We start from the raw sequence: 17,216 nt of genomic DNA on the forward strand, positions 1-17,216 counted from the left end.
AGAATTAGAATATTAAAAAATGCCTAAAGGATAAAAATAATGGCGAGTAGCTTATTAATCTTACTTGATGATATTGCAACTGTGCTGGATGATGTTGCTGTCATGAGTAAGATGGCAGCCAAAAAAACAGCGGGTGTCCTTGGAGATGATTTAGCACTGAATGCGCAACAAGTCAGTGGTGTCCGTTCGGATCGTGAACTTCCAGTTGTTTGGTCTGTGGCCAAAGGTTCTTTTATTAATAAATTAATTTTGGTTCCGGCTGCTTTATTGATCAGTGTGGTTGCACCTTGGCTGATTACACCACTATTGATGATTGGTGGTTTGTTCTTATGTTATGAAGGTGTGGAAAAAGTTCTGCATAGTTTGCATCATAAAAAAGCCAAAACAGAAGAAGTTGCTCGTGAAGAGATGACTCATATTGAAACGGATTTGGTGACTTTTGAGAAAGAAAAAGTTAAAGGAGCCATCCGTACCGATTTTATTTTATCTGCTGAAATTGTGGTGATTTCATTGGGTACGGTTGCGACTGCGGCATTTGGGACCAAGGTCATGGTGCTTTCAGTGATTGCAATTTTAATGACTGTTGGTGTTTATGGATTTGTTGCGATGATTGTTAAAATTGATGACTTAGGACTTTATCTCACTCAACAAGCATCACAATTTAAAAAGACCGTTGGACAAGGTTTGTTAGCATTTGCACCTAAGTTGATGAAGACATTGACCATTGTCGGTACCATTGCCATGTTTTTAGTGGGTGGTGGCATCATTACCCATGGTGTGCCTTTACTACACCATTTTATTGAAGGCTCTGTAGATTATGCAGAACATATTCCTACAGTTGGCAGTATTGTGGGTGCATTAACACCGACTTTAATCAATTTAGTGACAGGTTTTATTGCAGGTTTAATCGTGTTGTGCGTCGTATCTTTAATTCAAAAAGTATGGCCAAAGTCGCAAAAGGATTAATCTGTAAACGCACGGATATCAACTATTTTATATAAGGAAGATCACTATGCGCTGGAAAGGTCGAAGAGTTAGTTCAAACGTAGAAGACCGTCGCGGTGGTGGCGGTGCAAAAGCGGGTGGGATCAGTATTCTCGGTTTGGTTGTGGCATTTGTTGCGTGGAAGTTTTTTGGGGTAGACCCGCAGCAAGCATATCAGGCGACCAAACAAGTGACTTCACAGGGTCAAACGGCTGAAGTCAAAGGTCTGGATAATCCAACACCTGAACAACAAGAAGCGATGGATTTTGTTGGAACGGTTTTGGCTGATACCGAAGATACATGGACTAAAGTCTTCCAAGAACAGTTAAATGCCCAGTATAAACCGCCTAAGTTGGTTATGTTTAATGGTGTGGTCAACTCGGGTTGTGGTACAGCACAAGCTGCAATGGGGCCGTTTTATTGCCCAGCAGATCAGAAGGTCTATATTGATACCGCATTCTTTAAAGATATGCGTACGCAAATGGGCATTACGGGTGAACAAAATCAAACAGAATTGAGTCGCCAAGATCAGGCGGGTGATTTTGCGCAAGCCTATGTGGTTGCCCATGAAGTTGGACATCATATCCAAACGATTTTAGGCATTTCTGAGCAAGTCCAGCAGGCCCGTGCGCAAGCATCTAAAGCTGAGGGTAATCGTTATTCGGTTATGCAAGAACTGCAAGCAGACTGCTTTGCGGGTATTTGGGCGCATCATAATCAACAGCGTACCCAATTTTTAGAGCAGGGTGATGTAGAAGAAGCGATGGACGCTGCACATAAGATTGGTGATGACTATTTACAGAAAAGTGCAACAGGGCAAGTGGTCCCAGATAGCTTCACGCACGGCACTAGTGAACAACGTATGAAATGGTTCCAGACAGGGTTGAAATCAGGCAATATCAATAGCTGTGATACCTTTAATCAAGCCATTTAAAACAAAAAGAGGATGCAAAACATCCTCTTTTTTTCATTGAAAAATAGATTGAAGCTTATTTGTTGAGAAATGATTTGAAGTTTCGAACAATACGATAGCTGACATACAATGCGGCAAATGCAAATAAAGCTACGCCAAAAACAGTATATTTAAGGCCTGAAATATCGTTTTGATAGAACTGTTTTAATTGGGCATCGCTATAGCGTAATTTTTGTTTTTGTCCAGTGCGGCTATTGGTGAAACTCACATTTTGGATATATTGAAATTGTCCGATTTTTAGCAAATCGAGGTGTTGAATTTGTCGGGTGTGTTGCTGATTAAATTCATCTAAACAAATATCTTGTGCATAGTTTTCACAATTCATTTTGGCAAGATAACCATTATTCGCCAGCATGATAAAAATCGCACGATCGGGTGATTCATTATTGGAGACCAAAACCAATTGTTCTTTGGGTGTTGAATCCAGTGAGATCGTTTTTGCCTGACTAAAATAGTGCTCAGCACGTAAAATTTCCTGTGACTTGCTATAGCAAGTGAGGATCAGGGCCGCCGTAATGATAAAGATCACCGCAGCAAAAAAGAGTCGAAAAACAGTTTTAATAGTCTGATGCATAGGAGAAATCATGTAGATGATGAAAATGCATAAAATCTATGCAGGCTTGCTATGTTAAATGATCTTGATAAAAGATGTGAAAAAAACTGAATTGATACACGGAATTTAGATAAAATTTGTTAGAATATTTTATTTTTAAATACTAAATAATTTGGTATTTATTTTTAAAATACCTATATCTCACTCTGTAGGCGACACAGCACCAAAATTGGGAACAAAATGGGAAATTATTTTTTTCTACAGGTTTTTACCGTTATTTTTGCACTTTCGATTGCAACCACGATTTTTAATAAACGTATCTTGGGCTTTCCACAAGCCATAGGTGTTCCCATTGTTTCTGCAATTTTTGTCTTTATTTTGCAATGGGGCGCAAGTTTGCTCAATGGCAATCAATTTGTGACGATTAATTTACACAATATTGAAGAGGCAGTTCGTCATATCGACTTTTATGACTTTTTAATTAATGGCGTGATTTGTTTTATTTTGACCTCATCTGCCTTGAAATTTAAAGTTTCCGATTTACGTTTGCATTGGAAGCCGATCAGTATTTTGGCCAGTATTGCCTTGGTGCTTTGTGCGGTGTTTTTTGGTGTTGCTTTATATGGTTATCAGTTCTTAATTGGTCATCATGTTGATTTATTGGTGTTGTTATTATTAGGCGCTGCTTTAGGTGCGACTGACCCAATTGGGGTTAAAGGTGTATTAAGTTCTGTACGTGCGCCACATCATTTGATGGTGAAATTAGAAGGCGAATCGCTCTTTAATGATGCCATGTGTATTGCCGTGTTTATGACCTTACTCAATGTTTTGCAAGGTGAACATTTTACCGTCATTGGTACGCTTGAAACACTGTTATATGAAATTGTTGTCGCAGTCATCATTGGTTGGGCATTTGGTTTAGGAATATTACGTTTACTCCGTGGTAAACATGAAATGGAATCCTTGATTTTAACCACAGCGTTGTTGGCAAGTGGTTCTTATCTAGTCGCTTTATTCGCACATGCATCTGCACCAATCGCATGTGTTATTGGTGGTTTGATCGTTGGGAATAAATGGAAAGAAATTCTTCAAGAGCGAGAAATCAGGGAAGTGAATCATTTCTGGCATACCGTGGAAGGAATCATCAATTCCTTTTTATTTACCCTGATCGGTCTTGAGTTATTTATCTTAGATTTAAGTATCAGCTTGATTTTAGGCGGCATGGTGGCGTTTATTATTTTGCATGCATCGCGCTTTGCAGCAAACTATTTATCTTTCGCATTTTTCCCGAGTTTCCGTAAAAAAAGCTATAACGGTAGTCTTGCGATTTTATCCTGGGGTGGGGTTCGTGGAGGCATTTCATTGGCTTTGATCCTCGCTGTTGCCAATATTCCTGAACTCAGTGAATACAGTAGTATTTTGATTGGATATACATTTATTGCGGTATTAATGTCGGGGCTCGTGTGTGGTCTAGGTTTACCTGCTGTGATGAATGCTTTTTATTACAATCCGAATGAAGAAACCAAAGGCTTTAAAGGTTGGTACCAAAGAATGTGCCATAAAATGAATAAAAAGGGCTTCCAATATATTGTGGGTGAAGATATCCATGGTAATGAAACCATTACGGTTTATAACCCAGAAGCGTTAATAGATACCAAAGCGGATGATGGTGTTGCTGCTGTACATAACCCAGAAAAAGTGCAAGAAGTTCGTCGTTTGGAGAACCCTGAAAACTTCTAAAACTGTTTTGTTGGACTTAAAAAAGGAAATGCTTGAGCATTTCCTTTTATTATTTATAGTTATGTTTCATCATGGTACATCAAAATGGGGGGAAATTATGACTGTTCATTCATTGGTGTTATTGTGACTTACATCACATAAATAAGTGTTTGTTATTACTTGCATAAAGATTGATCTAAAATCTAAATGTATTGATAAAAATATTAAAATATTCAAACAATTATGCAAAAAAATACACAAAGCATGATATAACGCACACAATTAAAAAAATTGGTTTTAATGATTTGTAATTAAAGAAATTATTAATCACCAATAACTCATTACAAAACCAAAAAAACATAAAAACGGCCCTAATGTAAATAAATGAGGTTTTACCTATGTCGTAAATTTCTGTCATTTCTAAAGAAAGTCATAAAGTTTTGGATCAAGTTGAATCCAATCAAGTGGGGCTTATCGAAAATTCTGTCATCGTACTCAAAATCCGGAAAGAGGATGTTGCTTCAATTACAAAGAATGGTGCTGACGCAATAATCACCTTAAAAAATGGGGAAGTGATTACTGTACAAAACTATTTTAGTGAGGCGACACCAGATAATAGTTTGGTATTTGAGGATGAAGACGGTACATGGTATTGGGCAAAATTTACAACAGTCAACGGTGATATTGCGGATGTTATTCAGTATCAACCTTTAGATGAAATTGAACCGCTGCTCTATAACGATTCTTTGACAGGTGTAATTTTACCTTGGATTTCGGGAGCAGCCGGTGCTGGTTTATTGGGTGCAGCTATTGTTGGTGAATCTGATTATTCTGGTGGTTCTAAGAATACGACTAAACCTGACGCGCCTAAAGATGTGGTGATCACCGATGATGGTGAGCACGTCACAGGTGAAGGTGAGCCGGGTACAACGGTAGAAGTAAAAGATCAAGATGGCAAAGTCATTGGCGCAGGCACAGTGGATTTATCAGGGAATTTTGATGTTGAATTTAAAAATTAATTAACCAATGGTGAAACCATTGAAGCCACTGTGACAGATAAAGTAGGCAATGATCAATTCAACACCAAAGCGGGCATTGATACGGTTATTTATAAAGTATTGGATCAAGCCGATGCAACGGGCGGTAATGGACATGATACTTGGAATGACTTTAATTCGTCTGTAGGCGATAAAGTGAATATCAAAGCCTTGTTACAAGGTCAAAATGTCAATCAGTCGAATATTGATCAGTTTGTTTCGGTTAAATCTGATGGCAAGGGCAACACTGTGATCAGCATTGATCGTGATGGAACATGATCTAAATTTGGTGATAAAGTTGAATTACTCACTTTGAAAAATACCGATGTGACTTTACAAGATCTAATCGATCACAACCAATTACTGTACTAATCTGTCAAAAGTAAGTATTAATCAAAGAGAACCTTCGGGTTCTCTTTTTTATGTGGCTCAAAGGAGATCAGATGAAGCAGAGTGATGAATTGGCAACGCAAATTTTGTCGGTCATTCAATTGATACCGCAGGCGAAGATTGCCACTTACGGACAAATTGCCAAATTAGCGGGTTTACCGAAGCATGCACGACTGGTTGGCTATGTACTCAAGCATCTAGATGCAACATCAACGATCCCATGGCATCGGGTGGTCAATGCGCAAGGAAAAATCAGCACGCAGCGTTGCAATGAAAAAGGTGAAAATATCCAGCAATTGAAATTGGCAGCTGAAAATGTCTTTGTGGTGAGTGGACGCATCTCATTGAAACAATATCAATGGTTACCCTAAAAAATCCTTGCCTTAAACTTAGCGTTTTTTATATTGATGACGCAGTCAATAAAAAAGCCCTCTAGGATCAGAAGGCTTTTTATTTCACGCTATAAATCTAATGGCTTATTTGCGCACAACTAAAACAGGAATGTCTGAAGCACCCAGTACACTTTGAGCTACGCTGCCCAAGAAGAATTTTTTGATCCCTGTACGGCCATGTGAACCAATGATAATCAAGTCCGCATGTGTTTCTTCTGCAGCTTTAACCAGTTCAGTATGCACCACTTGACCTTCAAGTAAGCGAGTTTCAACAGTGACACCTTCAGTTGAAAATTTCGCTTTTGCTTCTTCAAGTGTATTTAAAATCGATGCACGAGCACGTTCAATTAAATCATTGGTTTGTGTTGCTGAAATATACTCTGCAGCAATATATGGATCGAGCGTCAGTACTTGAACCACAGTAATTTTACTGCCAAAAGTTTTTGCAAACTCGACAGCTTTAGCCACCGCAGCATAAGAAGTTTCTGAACCGTCCACTGGAACTAAAATATTATTTAAAGCCATCTTATTTCTCCTTATCTGATCAATTGAATTTGGATGGAAAAACCTGAAAAAAAGTGCTACTTACATTGATCATAGTTTCATCATACGCTTTTTTATTTGGGAATAAAACCAAGTAAATTCATAAGGATATTGCGAAATTTGCAATAAAAATATTGCAAAAATATAGACTTGTTTTCACCTCGCTTAGCGATAGCAAAAATGCTCAATAATGTAAGCAGCTATGTCTAGATTGTAAGACAATTTGGTGCTGAAAAAATTGAGCCTAGATAATTCATCCATCAGTGGACATGGTTTCAATCACACCGTTTCTCTTGCTCTGTCAGGGTAATATGCAACGCTTGTTGCTCAAGCAAGCTTAATTTATGCAACGCATCTTCAGGGAAAATCTGTTTTTGCAGGCGTTGAATTTGTCGCGCTGATAAATGCTGATTGGCACAATACATCGCAGCTTCATTAGCGCGCGCAACACTGACTAATTTCTCCTGATCATTGAAGTCGAGACGAATGATTGATTGCTGTGCTCGGCTAAGTTGAGCCATGCTGCGCTTTTGTTGCATGCTCAATAAAGGCTGTTTATTAATCCAAGTCGCCACATCACGTCGCACACCATTATAGTCAACAAAAATAGGTGAGACGATTTGGCAGCCCGTTAAGGTCATGACGGCAAGGCTGAGGGTCAGACAGGCTTTTTTTATCGAATTGAATTGCATGATAAAACTCTAATTTTTAATCAAAAAATATAGTAAATAGGGCTAAAAATAGCATAATTTGCTTAAATAGTAACATCTTGAACTTTGCTTGTTTAAACTCTGAACAATTGCAAACAAAAATGCTTGACGATAATGTGTGAAATCTAGATAATGCCACCACAGTTTACGGCTATGTAGCTCAGTTGGTTAGAGCACCGCACTCATAATGCGGGGGTCACAAGTTCAAGTCTCGTCATAGCCACCATTTTTATAGACCAAGCTCTCAGCTTGGTCTCTTTTTTTGTGCCTAGAAAAAGTCAAATAGATTGAAATAATTACAGCACTAATAAAATAATCTATTTACGATGTTAATGTAGAAATAAAAGAGAACTCAAATCTTTGATGTTATGAATTGATGTCCTAACTTTTGAAATACACATCTCAATTATTTTTTATTCTTACTGCTGCGTATTTTGCGCCTATAAAAAAGCCCAGTTATAGAACTGGGCTTTTTTTAATTTGAATCGAGTAATTAGATACCCGGTTTCCAACCATTCACGATTGGGTAGCGTCGTTCACGGCTAAATGCACGTGAGCTAATACGTGGACCAATCGCGCCTTGGCGACGTTTGTATTCGTTTAGATCAACCAAACGGATGACTTTTTTCACGACTTCAGCATCAAAACCTTTGGCAATGATGTCATCTTGGCTCATGTCTTCTTCGATATACGCATACAAGATGGCATCCAATACTTCATATTCAGGTAATGAGTCTTGGTCTTTCTGATCTGGACGAAGTTCCGCAGAAGGTGGACGAGTAATTACACGTTCAGGGATCACTGGTGTTTCTGAAATGCTGTTACGGTATTTTGCTAGTTCAAATACAATCGTTTTATAAACGTCTTTAAGAACTGCAAAGCCACCGACCATGTCACCGTACAATGTACAGTAACCAACAGATAATTCAGACTTGTTCCCTGTAGAAAGGACTAAATTGCCAAACTTGTTCGATAAGGCCATTAGCAACGTACCACGAGAACGCGCTTGTAGGTTTTCTTCAGTCGCATCAGTCGGTGCAGCGCCAAAGAAAGGGAATAAGGTTTGCATAAAGCCATTCACAATTGGATTGATTTCGGCAATACCAAAAGTTACGCCCATATTCTTGGCTTGTTCAGCCGCATCTTCAACACTGATTTGTGCAGTATAAGTATATGGCATCATGACCGCTTGAACTTTATCTGCACCAATCGCATCGGCAGCAATCGCTAAAGTTAATGCTGAGTCAATACCACCAGATAGACCTAAAATCACGCCAGGGAAGCCTGAACGTTGTACGTAGTCACGTGTTGCGATCACAAGGCTTTGGTAGATTTCAGCCATGGTATTTAATACAGGCGTGATTGCACCTGTTTTAAAGGCTTTTTGTTCAGCATCGTATTCTGCGATATATAGATCTTCAACAAAACTTGGTGCTTGCAACGCAACTTCACCTGAATTGTTCATCACAAAGCTTGTGCCATCAAAGACAAGGTCATCTTGACCGCCCACTTGGTTGCAGTAAACCAGATTGATGTTCAATTGTTTGGTCAATGCACCCATGGTTTCAATGCGATGCTGTGGTTTACCAACTTCATAAGGTGAAGCATTCAACACCAAAGCGGTTTCAACATTTAACTGAGCAAGCTGTTGAACAGTTGGTAAAGCCCAAACATCTTCGCAAATCAACACACCAAACTTATGACCTAAATATTCAAAGACAAGGTGTTGATGACCCTCACTGAAATAACGTTTTTCATCAAAAACGCTATAGTTTGGAAGATTTTGTTTATTGTAAATCCCGAGAACTTGACCATTTTTCATGACAGCAGCAGAGTTATAGCGCTGACCATCTTCAGTTTGATTCACAAAACCAAAGACTAAAACGATGTCCTTAACGTTCGCCAATTGTTCAAAAGCTTGCTGTGTACGTTTATTTAAACTTGGACGTAATAATAAATCTTCAGCAGGATAACCAACTGTAGAAAGTTCAGGAAAAACAATAATATCTGCGTTCTGTTCTTTTGCAGCATTGGCTTGTTGAAGCATTTTTGCTGCGTTTGATTCTAGATTACCAATATGCGGAGAGAACTGAGCAAGTGCAATTTTAAAACTATTCATTCCAACTAAATCCTATTCCTATAGGTGAATACACTTAACACACTGATTTGTATTATTGTGATTATTCAGCGAGTGTATTTAGATACGAAAAATACTGCCGAAAGGCGAAAACAAAACACCATCATCGTATGATAATTCACTTGTTTTGATGCAAAGCAAAAAAATAAGGTGAGCCTATTTTATCTGAATTTAAGCGAGATACTAGAGGTATTCATAGCTTTTAAAAGCCTAGCTAAGCTTATGTGCCATAAAGTAAATATTAATGCTGTTTTTTTGTACTTAAAATAGCGTCAATGGTCGAGCAATAGTGTGAAATAGAATGATCAGGCGATATTCAATTTTATCTAAAAATATTCGACTAAGTGTATGGACGCTTTACAGTTCAATTTGATGAACAAGTTCTGGATATAAAATAATATTTTTAATTCGCTTTAAATAGATGTCACGAGCAATGTCGCCTTGTTGCTCAATGTTGTAGTCAAAAAATGCTTTGTGTGCTTTGAGGGTATAGCGGTAGGGATTATATTTTTTAAAACTAAAGAAATACGCCATCTGTAAAACAGCACCCCGACCCAAAACATTGATCTGCTGCTGGTATTGATAAACATGGGCCATCTCATGAATAAACAGGGCGCGATATCCTAAAGACGCTTTGGCATAGTCCGCTTTAAACAGTAAATTTCGTGCATGAATATACCCCTGAGGCGCCATGACCACATGCGCCGATTGCCAAGGCAAAAAAGGGTGATTCATCACTTTCACTTGCTCATATTGAATCAAATCGCCAAATACACTCCGACACATGGATATTTCACCTGCCGTGAGAGATCGATATTTAAAACCTTCAAGTTTTAATAGTCGGATGAGCGTGTAAAAGAAAGGCAACATGATGAAAGGTGTCTAAATCTCTAAAGGGATGTGTAGTTTTACTATAACCTGAAAATACAATATCACGCTGTTGCGCTGTATTTAAAAAGCGATATTTTTGCATCTGCTACAGCGAAAAATCGGTTAGGGCGTTACAATTTAATTTTCGGTCAAACAGATAATCAGATGCAAGCAAGGATCAATACTTTAATTTCTGAAATCAGCAAAAATATGTATGAACGCGAGCAGATTATTGCATTGAGTTTGCTGGCTGGTGTTGCGGGCATGAATACCTTTTTATATGGTTTGCCCGGCACAGCAAAAAGTTTGATTTCGCGTCGAATAGCCTCTGCTTTTGAAGTCCATGACTACTTTGAATATTTGATGAATCGTTTCAGTACGCCGGAAGAAATTTTTGGACCGGTATCGATCAAAGCCTTAAAAGAAGATCAATACATTCGTAAAACAGAACATTATTTACCACGAGCAGATTTTGCTTTTTTAGATGAAATTTGGAAAGCCAGCCCTGCGATTTTAAATACTTTACTGACCTTGGTGAATGAACGGAGTTTTAAAAATGGTGATATTGTCCAAAAAGTTCCATTGAATGTTTTGGTCAGCGCATCGAATGAAATTCCCGAACCGAATCAAGGTTTAGATGCCTTGTATGATCGTTTTATTTTGCGTTTAGAAGTGCCACCGATTGCTGTTGCAGAAAACTTTCATGCACTGTTACAGGCCAAGCCGAGTCAAGTCAGTGTTGAAGTCGATGCGACCTTAAAAATAAAAAAAGCGGAGTTGCAAGATTGGCGGGAACAGATTTATCAGGTGGAATTACCCGACTCGATTTTAAATCTGTTTGATCAACTTAAAAATCGACTCAATCATAACTTTGAAGATCATGTGGTCTATGTCTCTGACCGTCGTTGGCAGCGTGTGGCTTATTTAGTCAAAGCCTGTGCTTTTTTAAATGATCGTCCATCGGTGATTTTGAGTGATTTATTAATTTTAAAACATTGTTTATGGAATCAGCCTGAAGACATTGCTTTTGTTTCACAGCAGATAGATGAAGTATTGGCTGAAAATGGCTTAAATTACGGTTTGCAATTCGAACAGCATGTGGCAGAGAAGGATGCACTTGAACAGCGGGTGCTCAATCATTTTTATTATACCGATGATGTGTATGAGAGTTATTTAATTCATGGCACTGACTACTTACGTGCAGTGACCAATCTAGATCGACACTATAAAGATAAAGTGTTGTATCTCGAACTGGATAAAATGGATACGAAAAAGGACTTCTTTGCCTTAGATGATACCGGTGAAGAAGTGCGTGGCATCGTATGTAATTTTAATGGTTCAAGAGTGTGTACGTTAAAAGGTGGCTATTACGGCTTAGAAGAAGTGGTGACGCCGTATATAAAACATACCAAAGGCAGTCCACGTAGCGCACTTTCAGCACAAAGCCAATATGAGCTTTTACACGAAGTTCAACAGATCAAAGCACATTTTCAAACAGAATTGGATCTGTTGACGGAACGCTTTAATAGCCAGAAGCATCAGTTCAATTCTGTCTTTGTCGCTGAACAGGATATTCAACATTTAATTCAATCGATTGAGCAGCAATTGGCACGATATCAGTTGCAATTGCAAGATTGTGAGCGTTTGGAGCAGTTATGTCGCAATTAGAACCGTCACGACAACAAACCCAATCAGCACTCGATGAATTAAGTTCGCAACTTTATGATGAATTAAAACAATCCAGCTTAAAACATTGGTTGGATGATCATAAAGTTGCAAAAAAGCTCGATCAAAAAATTCAGGAATGGGCCTTTCAGGCAAAGTCGAGTTTAGATCAGCAGCATCCCTATGGGGTGGTGCAGCAGCAATTGGAACATTGGCTTGTGTTAAAGCATTGGGAGCAGGGTGATTTTGTTCAATTCCACACTGAATATGCCGCCTTCATGCAAACCTTGGGGATTCCAGAATTCACTGAAATGTGGCAACAGAGCCAACAGTCGTTGCTGACCGCGCAGCAGCGTCAATTACAAATTGAGCTATTCAAAGGCAAATGGCAGCGCAAATTGACCGAAGCTATTGCACATTGGGAGTTTGAGCAACTCCGTCTACAACGAGATGCCTTTTTAGATGAAATCAAAGATTTTCTCGCGTCATTGTCGAAAATGGTCAAGCACCATGACAGTGTCGGGTTTGAAACAGGGATTTTTCTGGACTATTCCAAAGGGCAATTAACTGAGCATGATGTACAGAACTTTGAGCAATGGGCGAATTATCTCGAGCAAGATCGGGCGCTTAAACGTTTATGTCAAATGATCGGAAGCGCACAGCCGAATATGCCACGTAAGCGGATTTCTGCTCAGTTAGAACAAGAGCCACAGCAGCTTATTCACACCCCGATGGCGCAAGAGGAAATTACTGGAATTAAATTGGCACAAGAACTCAGTATGGCTTTACCTAGCGAGTTGGCGCTGTTAGCCGATCCAGACTTGCAAGTTTTATTTGATTTGAAATATTTAGAATCTAATCTGATGAGTTTTAATCGACAAGGTCAGCAACAGGGACGGGTGATCGAAGACCCACGCCATACACAGCGTCGAGTCGGACAAAAAGGCCCGATGATTGTCTGCTTAGATACCAGTGGCTCAATGAATGGACAACCTGAACTGATTTCCAAAGCGATTTGTTTGTATTTGTCTATTCGAGCGCTAAAAGAAAAGCGAGCGATGTATTTGGTAAATTTCTCGACCAATTTAACCGCGCTGAATTTACACTGTAACAGCGCTTTGGATGATGTCATTCACTTTTTAGGGCAGTCATTTCATGGGGGAACCGATATTATCCCTGCGATGAATCATGCCATAGATGTGCTGAAACAACCGAATTTTGTACATGCCGATGTGGTGGTGATTTCCGACTTTATAATGGGTCAACTGACTGAAGAACTCATGCAAGAGATCACACATTTTAAGCAGCAGGGCAATGGATTTTATGCTGTGGCTATCGGTAATTTTAAACTGGATCATTTAGACGACAGCCTGTTTGATCATCTATGGGTCTATCAATCTGCGACTGGCGAAGTGCAAAAAATCTAATAATCGTGCCTCACAAAAAATACGCCATGACCTTTAATGACAAGCTTTTGAGCCATACAGCATGGATGTTTTAAAGATTGTCTGACAAAGAAAATATTTGAGCATTTTTGCAAATCTAGAGGTCGGTTTTGCTAATGGCCTAGTGATCTATCTCACTTAATTTGATCTCAATCTATGTGTTTTTACTTCAATCGACATGAAGTCAATGAAGGGGAAACACCCAAATTGAGAGCAAAATCATGAGCGCTTTTCAACCGATAAAAAAAACTTTAGCACGCGTATTTGCAGGCCCTGTCTTTGACCCAACAAAACAGTCTGCCGTTGTTCCTATTCGTCATATGAAATTTGATTTCGAACCCGAAAAAATTGATCCAAAATTTTATATGAATGCAGAATTGGCCAGTGCCTATTTTGCGTCATTATCTATTTTCTTAACTCGTGGCGAAGATTTGGTGATTGATACTGCTCGATATCATCGCGACTTTATTCAAGATCCTGTATTAAGACAACGTGTCACGTCGTTGATTGGGCAAGAGGCCATTCATTCACGTATGCATGAAGAAATGAATGAAGCATATCGCGCAAGAAATCTGCCTGTGCAATTTTTTAGAAAGTTAGAACACTACGTCTTTGCCTACGGTTTTGAACGTATGCCACAGCCAATGAAGTTATCCTTAATGGCAGCAATTGAGCATTTCACCGCAGTGCTTGCGGAATACATGATGAATCATGAAGAAATCTTTTTTAATTCAATAGATGAAAAGCAGCGCGCCATTTGGATGTGGCATATGTTGGAAGAGTCTGAACACAAAGACATTGCCTATGATGTTTATCAAGAATTATCAGGTAATTATGCTTTACGTATTGCTGGCTTTTTCCCTGCATTAATTACCATTTTGGGTTTGATTTCAATTGGTGCATCGATTGTCCCTTTCTACAGAAAGCCATCAAATTTGATTAGCCTAAGCTACTGGAAAGATGTTCCGCGCAGTTTCCAACTGATTTTTGGGCTAAGAGATGGTGTTTATGGCAGCAGCCTCGGGCATATTTTTGATTATTTACGACCAAGTTTTCACCCAAATGATCATGACACTTCTGCATTTCTTGAATATTACAAAAAGCGTTTGCTGAACCCTGTTGATGGTGTGTTAACACCTTATTTTGTCAAAGAATTTACCCCAGCATTAAAACGATAAAAGGACACAACTATGGGGCTATTTGGAAAAAAGAACAAGCCAAGTGAAAATGCCTATGCGGTGGTCACTGGTGCAGGCAGTGGTATTGGGCGAAGTTTCGCTTTGGAGTTGGCTCGTCGTGGCGGAACAGTGGTCTGTGCCGATATTCATTTAGAGGCAGCGCAAGAAACGGTAGATCAAATTCAATCCATGACCTCATCAAATGCTTATGCGGTGCAGTGTGATGTAGGTAAGGCTGAAGAAGTTAAAGCACTGTCAGAGCAAGCTGAGCAGTTGATGGGGCATGCTGTGACCTTGGTGATCAACAATGCAGGCGTCGGGCTGGGTGGTAAATTTGATGAACTGAGTTTAGACGACTGGCAGTGGTGCATGCATGTCAATTTGTGGGGTGTGGTGCATGGCTGCCATTATTTTGTACCCAAGTTGAAACAAAATAAGCAGGGGGGCGCGATTATTAATGTTGCTTCTGCTGCGGCATATACCGCTGCACCAGAAATGACAGCATATAACGTGACGAAGTCGAGTGTGTTGGCATTGTCTGAAACTTTATCGGCAGAGCTCAGATCGGCAAATATCCGTGTGAATGTACTATGCCCAACTTTGGTGCCGACCAATATCATGAAAAATGGACGCTTACCCAATCGATATTCAGGCTTGGCTGATCAACTGCTGATGAATCATGCATTTACGACGAGCGACGATGTCGTCAATTTGACATTGAATAATTTAGATGCAGGGAAGTTGTATACCATTCCGCAACCTGATGCCAAATTATTTTGGTGGTTAAAGCGTCTATCCCCGCAAACCTATACCCGCTTATTGGGGGTGGGTTATCCCTTATTTAACAACTATATTAAAAAGTCGGGAGCAAAAGCATGAACATGCCGACACAATTACATGACGAAGATGTAAAAGCATTAGATCAAGAGAAAATTCAAACTAAAAAGGCAACAACGCAAACTAATGCACGTCGTCCTGTAACGTCTTCTGCCAAAGCAAAAAAAGCAGTACAAGACCAATCAGAGTCAGAGCCTAGCCTAGAAAAACCAAGCGTAGAAAATCAAGTGCGTGTCTACGATACCATCGTGATTGGTGCGGGGATATCAGGTTTAGCTGCTGCTCATCAAATGAATGAACGGGGTTATACCGATTATGTGGTTTTAGAAAAAGCCAATCGCGTGGGAGGAACATGGCGCGACAACACCTATCCAGGTTGTGGATGTGATGTTCCTTCGGCGTTGTATTCTTTTTCATTTGCGCCGAGTCATAAATGGAGTCATTTATTTGCCAAGCAACCTGAGATTCTGAACTACTTAGAGGATGTGGCAGAGCAGCATGGGCTTTATCGTAACATTCAGTTCAACTGTGAATTGATTGCAGCGGAATGGAATGAGGAATTAAAGCAATGGCAATTGGAGACGAGCAAAGGTAAGTATGCGGCGAGAACGGTAATTTTTTCCACTGGGCCGATTACTGAACCTCAAATTCCAAAAATTAAAGGTATTGAAAGCTTTGAAGGTGAAATGTTCCATTCTGCGCGATGGAACCATGCCTATGACTTAAAAGATAAACGTATTGCGGTGATTGGTACGGGGGCATCTGCGATTCAGTTTATTCCTCAGATTCAACCTATTGCCAAAAATGTGGTGGTGTTTCAACGTACCGCACCATGGGTATTGCCAAAAGCAGATTTGCCACTGAATGACCGTGCGAAAGGCATCATTACCCGCTTTCCAACAGTACAAGAAACTTGGCGCAAAAGTGTGGCTGGTATATTAAATGGTATTAATTTAGGACTACGTAATCCTTCGCTTTTAGAGCCTGTGAATTATTTGGGTCGTCAGTTGTTAAAAACACAAATTCAAGATGCTGAATTACGTGAAAAAGTTACACCAAACTTTTCTATTGGTTGTAAGCGTCTTTTATTTGCCAATAACTATTATCCTGCTTTGCAGCAAGCAAATGTCGAACTTGTACCACATGGTTTAGTCGAAATAGAAGGTAATACTGTTATTGCTGCGAATGGTGAACGTCATGAAGTCGATGTCATTATTTGGGGCACAGGTTTTGAAGTTTCTCATCCGCCGATTGGGCAGCGAGTAAAAAATGCCAAAGGGGAGTTATTGTCAGAACTTTGGAAAAACAGTTCTCCTGAAGCATTTTTGGGTACCAGTATCGCGCAAGTACCTAATGCCTTCTTGGTGCTTGGGCCAAATATTTTGGTTTATGACTCATTTATTGGGATTGCAGAAGCACAGGTTGGATATATCGTTGATGCTTTGGTAAAAATGAAACAAGAGAAGATACAACGGCTTGAAATTAAGCCAAATGTATTGGCCTATCACAATGCAAAAGTACAGACGCATTTACAGACTACGGTCTTTAATAGTGGCGGTTGTAAGAGTTATTACTTAGATGCCAATGGGCGCAATTTCGCAGCTTGGCCGTGGTCACTGAAACAGTTAAAGCTGCGTCTAAAACAGGTGGACTTGGCAGACTATGAGACGGTTGCTTAGAAAATATTGTTTATTAAAAGTTGCCTAACTCAATAAGCAAAAATAAAGCATCATCAATATTAATACCTTTTGTTTACAGCCTAATTTCTACGTGGAATTAGGCT

16 protein-coding genes and 1 tRNA gene are annotated in these 17,216 nt (G+C 39.5%); 12 read left to right on the forward strand and 5 right to left on the reverse strand.

What is annotated here, in order from left to right; all coding sequences use genetic code 11:
* Nucleotides 1-39 precede the first annotated feature (39 nt).
* Nucleotides 40-966 carry a DUF808 domain-containing protein gene (locus FTV50_RS08090; RefSeq protein ID WP_180024101.1) on the forward strand — a complete coding sequence of 309 codons (927 nt, stop codon included), beginning with the start codon at nt 40-42 and terminating at the stop codon, nt 964-966.
* A 46-nt stretch (nt 967-1,012) separates the two neighbouring features.
* Nucleotides 1,013-1,918: a neutral zinc metallopeptidase gene (locus FTV50_RS08095; RefSeq protein ID WP_180024102.1), complete on the forward strand. Its 906-nt coding sequence runs from the start codon at nt 1,013-1,015 to the stop codon at nt 1,916-1,918.
* Nucleotides 1,919-1,973: 55 nt separating this feature from the next.
* Here FTV50_RS08095 and FTV50_RS08100 read toward each other — a convergent pair whose 3' ends face one another.
* Nucleotides 1,974-2,531 carry a hypothetical protein gene (locus FTV50_RS08100; RefSeq protein ID WP_180024103.1) on the reverse strand — a complete coding sequence of 186 codons (558 nt, stop codon included), beginning with the start codon at nt 2,529-2,531 and terminating at the stop codon, nt 1,974-1,976.
* A gap of 219 nt (nt 2,532-2,750) precedes the next feature.
* On the opposite strand from FTV50_RS08100, the gene FTV50_RS08105 reads away from it, so the two are divergent.
* The 4 genes from FTV50_RS08105 (at nt 2,751) to FTV50_RS08120 (ending at nt 6,027) form a co-directional block, all read left to right on the forward strand.
* On the forward strand, nt 2,751-4,250 hold the full coding sequence (locus FTV50_RS08105) for a sodium:proton antiporter (RefSeq protein ID WP_180024104.1): 1,500 nt from the start codon (nt 2,751-2,753) through the stop codon (nt 4,248-4,250).
* 395 nt (nt 4,251-4,645) lie between these two features.
* Nucleotides 4,646-5,248, forward strand: a complete 603-nt coding sequence (locus FTV50_RS16855; protein ID WP_373683681.1) for a BapA prefix-like domain-containing protein — start codon at nt 4,646-4,648, stop codon at nt 5,246-5,248.
* Between the two features lie 30 nt (nt 5,249-5,278).
* The gene (locus tag FTV50_RS08115) at nt 5,279-5,545 is read left to right on the forward strand and encodes a type I secretion C-terminal target domain-containing protein (RefSeq protein ID WP_180024105.1); all 267 of its coding nucleotides are present in this window, start codon (nt 5,279-5,281) and stop codon (nt 5,543-5,545) included.
* A 164-nt stretch (nt 5,546-5,709) separates the two neighbouring features.
* Nucleotides 5,710-6,027, forward strand: a complete 318-nt coding sequence (locus FTV50_RS08120; RefSeq protein WP_180024106.1) for an MGMT family protein — start codon at nt 5,710-5,712, stop codon at nt 6,025-6,027.
* 105 nt (nt 6,028-6,132) lie between these two features.
* Here FTV50_RS08120 and FTV50_RS08125 read toward each other — a convergent pair whose 3' ends face one another.
* A complete protein-coding gene (locus tag FTV50_RS08125; RefSeq protein WP_078193002.1) occupies nt 6,133-6,573 on the reverse strand; it encodes a universal stress protein in 441 nt (146 codons plus the stop codon).
* A gap of 293 nt (nt 6,574-6,866) precedes the next feature.
* A complete protein-coding gene (locus FTV50_RS08130; protein WP_078193001.1) occupies nt 6,867-7,283 on the reverse strand; it encodes a hypothetical protein in 417 nt (138 codons plus the stop codon).
* Nucleotides 7,284-7,450: 167 nt separating this feature from the next.
* Between FTV50_RS08130 and FTV50_RS08135 the strand changes: the two genes are divergently transcribed.
* A tRNA-Met gene (locus FTV50_RS08135) sits at nt 7,451-7,527 on the forward strand.
* Nucleotides 7,528-7,794: 267 nt separating this feature from the next.
* Here FTV50_RS08135 and FTV50_RS08140 read toward each other — a convergent pair.
* Both FTV50_RS08140 and FTV50_RS08145 read right to left on the reverse strand, forming a co-directional pair.
* The gene (locus tag FTV50_RS08140) at nt 7,795-9,420 is read right to left on the reverse strand and encodes an NAD+ synthase (protein WP_180024107.1); all 1,626 of its coding nucleotides are present in this window, start codon (nt 9,418-9,420) and stop codon (nt 7,795-7,797) included.
* Between the two features lie 375 nt (nt 9,421-9,795).
* Nucleotides 9,796-10,308 (reverse strand): hypothetical protein, encoded by a 513-nt coding sequence (locus FTV50_RS08145; protein ID WP_180024108.1) that lies wholly within the window; start codon nt 10,306-10,308, stop codon nt 9,796-9,798.
* A gap of 165 nt (nt 10,309-10,473) precedes the next feature.
* On the opposite strand from FTV50_RS08145, the gene FTV50_RS08150 reads away from it, so the two are divergent.
* The 5 genes from FTV50_RS08150 (at nt 10,474) to FTV50_RS08170 (ending at nt 17,112) form a co-directional block, all read left to right on the forward strand.
* Nucleotides 10,474-11,976 (forward strand): AAA family ATPase, encoded by a 1,503-nt coding sequence (locus tag FTV50_RS08150; RefSeq protein WP_180024109.1) that lies wholly within the window; start codon nt 10,474-10,476, stop codon nt 11,974-11,976.
* A complete protein-coding gene (locus FTV50_RS08155; protein WP_180024110.1) occupies nt 11,964-13,400 on the forward strand; it encodes a VWA domain-containing protein in 1,437 nt (478 codons plus the stop codon). Before FTV50_RS08150 ends, FTV50_RS08155 begins: the two co-directional genes overlap by 13 nt.
* A gap of 239 nt (nt 13,401-13,639) precedes the next feature.
* Nucleotides 13,640-14,596 carry a metal-dependent hydrolase gene (locus FTV50_RS08160; RefSeq protein ID WP_111884407.1) on the forward strand — a complete coding sequence of 319 codons (957 nt, stop codon included), beginning with the start codon at nt 13,640-13,642 and terminating at the stop codon, nt 14,594-14,596.
* 12 nt (nt 14,597-14,608) lie between these two features.
* Entirely contained in the window at nt 14,609-15,475 is an 867-nt protein-coding gene (locus FTV50_RS08165; protein ID WP_180024111.1) for an SDR family NAD(P)-dependent oxidoreductase, read from the forward strand.
* Nucleotides 15,472-17,112: an NAD(P)/FAD-dependent oxidoreductase gene (locus FTV50_RS08170; RefSeq protein WP_180024112.1), complete on the forward strand. Its 1,641-nt coding sequence runs from the start codon at nt 15,472-15,474 to the stop codon at nt 17,110-17,112. The genes FTV50_RS08165 and FTV50_RS08170 overlap by 4 nt, the downstream gene beginning before the upstream one ends.
* Nucleotides 17,113-17,216: the final 104 nt, after the last annotated feature.

Source organism: Acinetobacter sp. YH1901134 (assembly GCF_013416965.1).
Lineage (GTDB): Bacteria > Pseudomonadota > Gammaproteobacteria > Pseudomonadales > Moraxellaceae > Acinetobacter > Acinetobacter amyesii.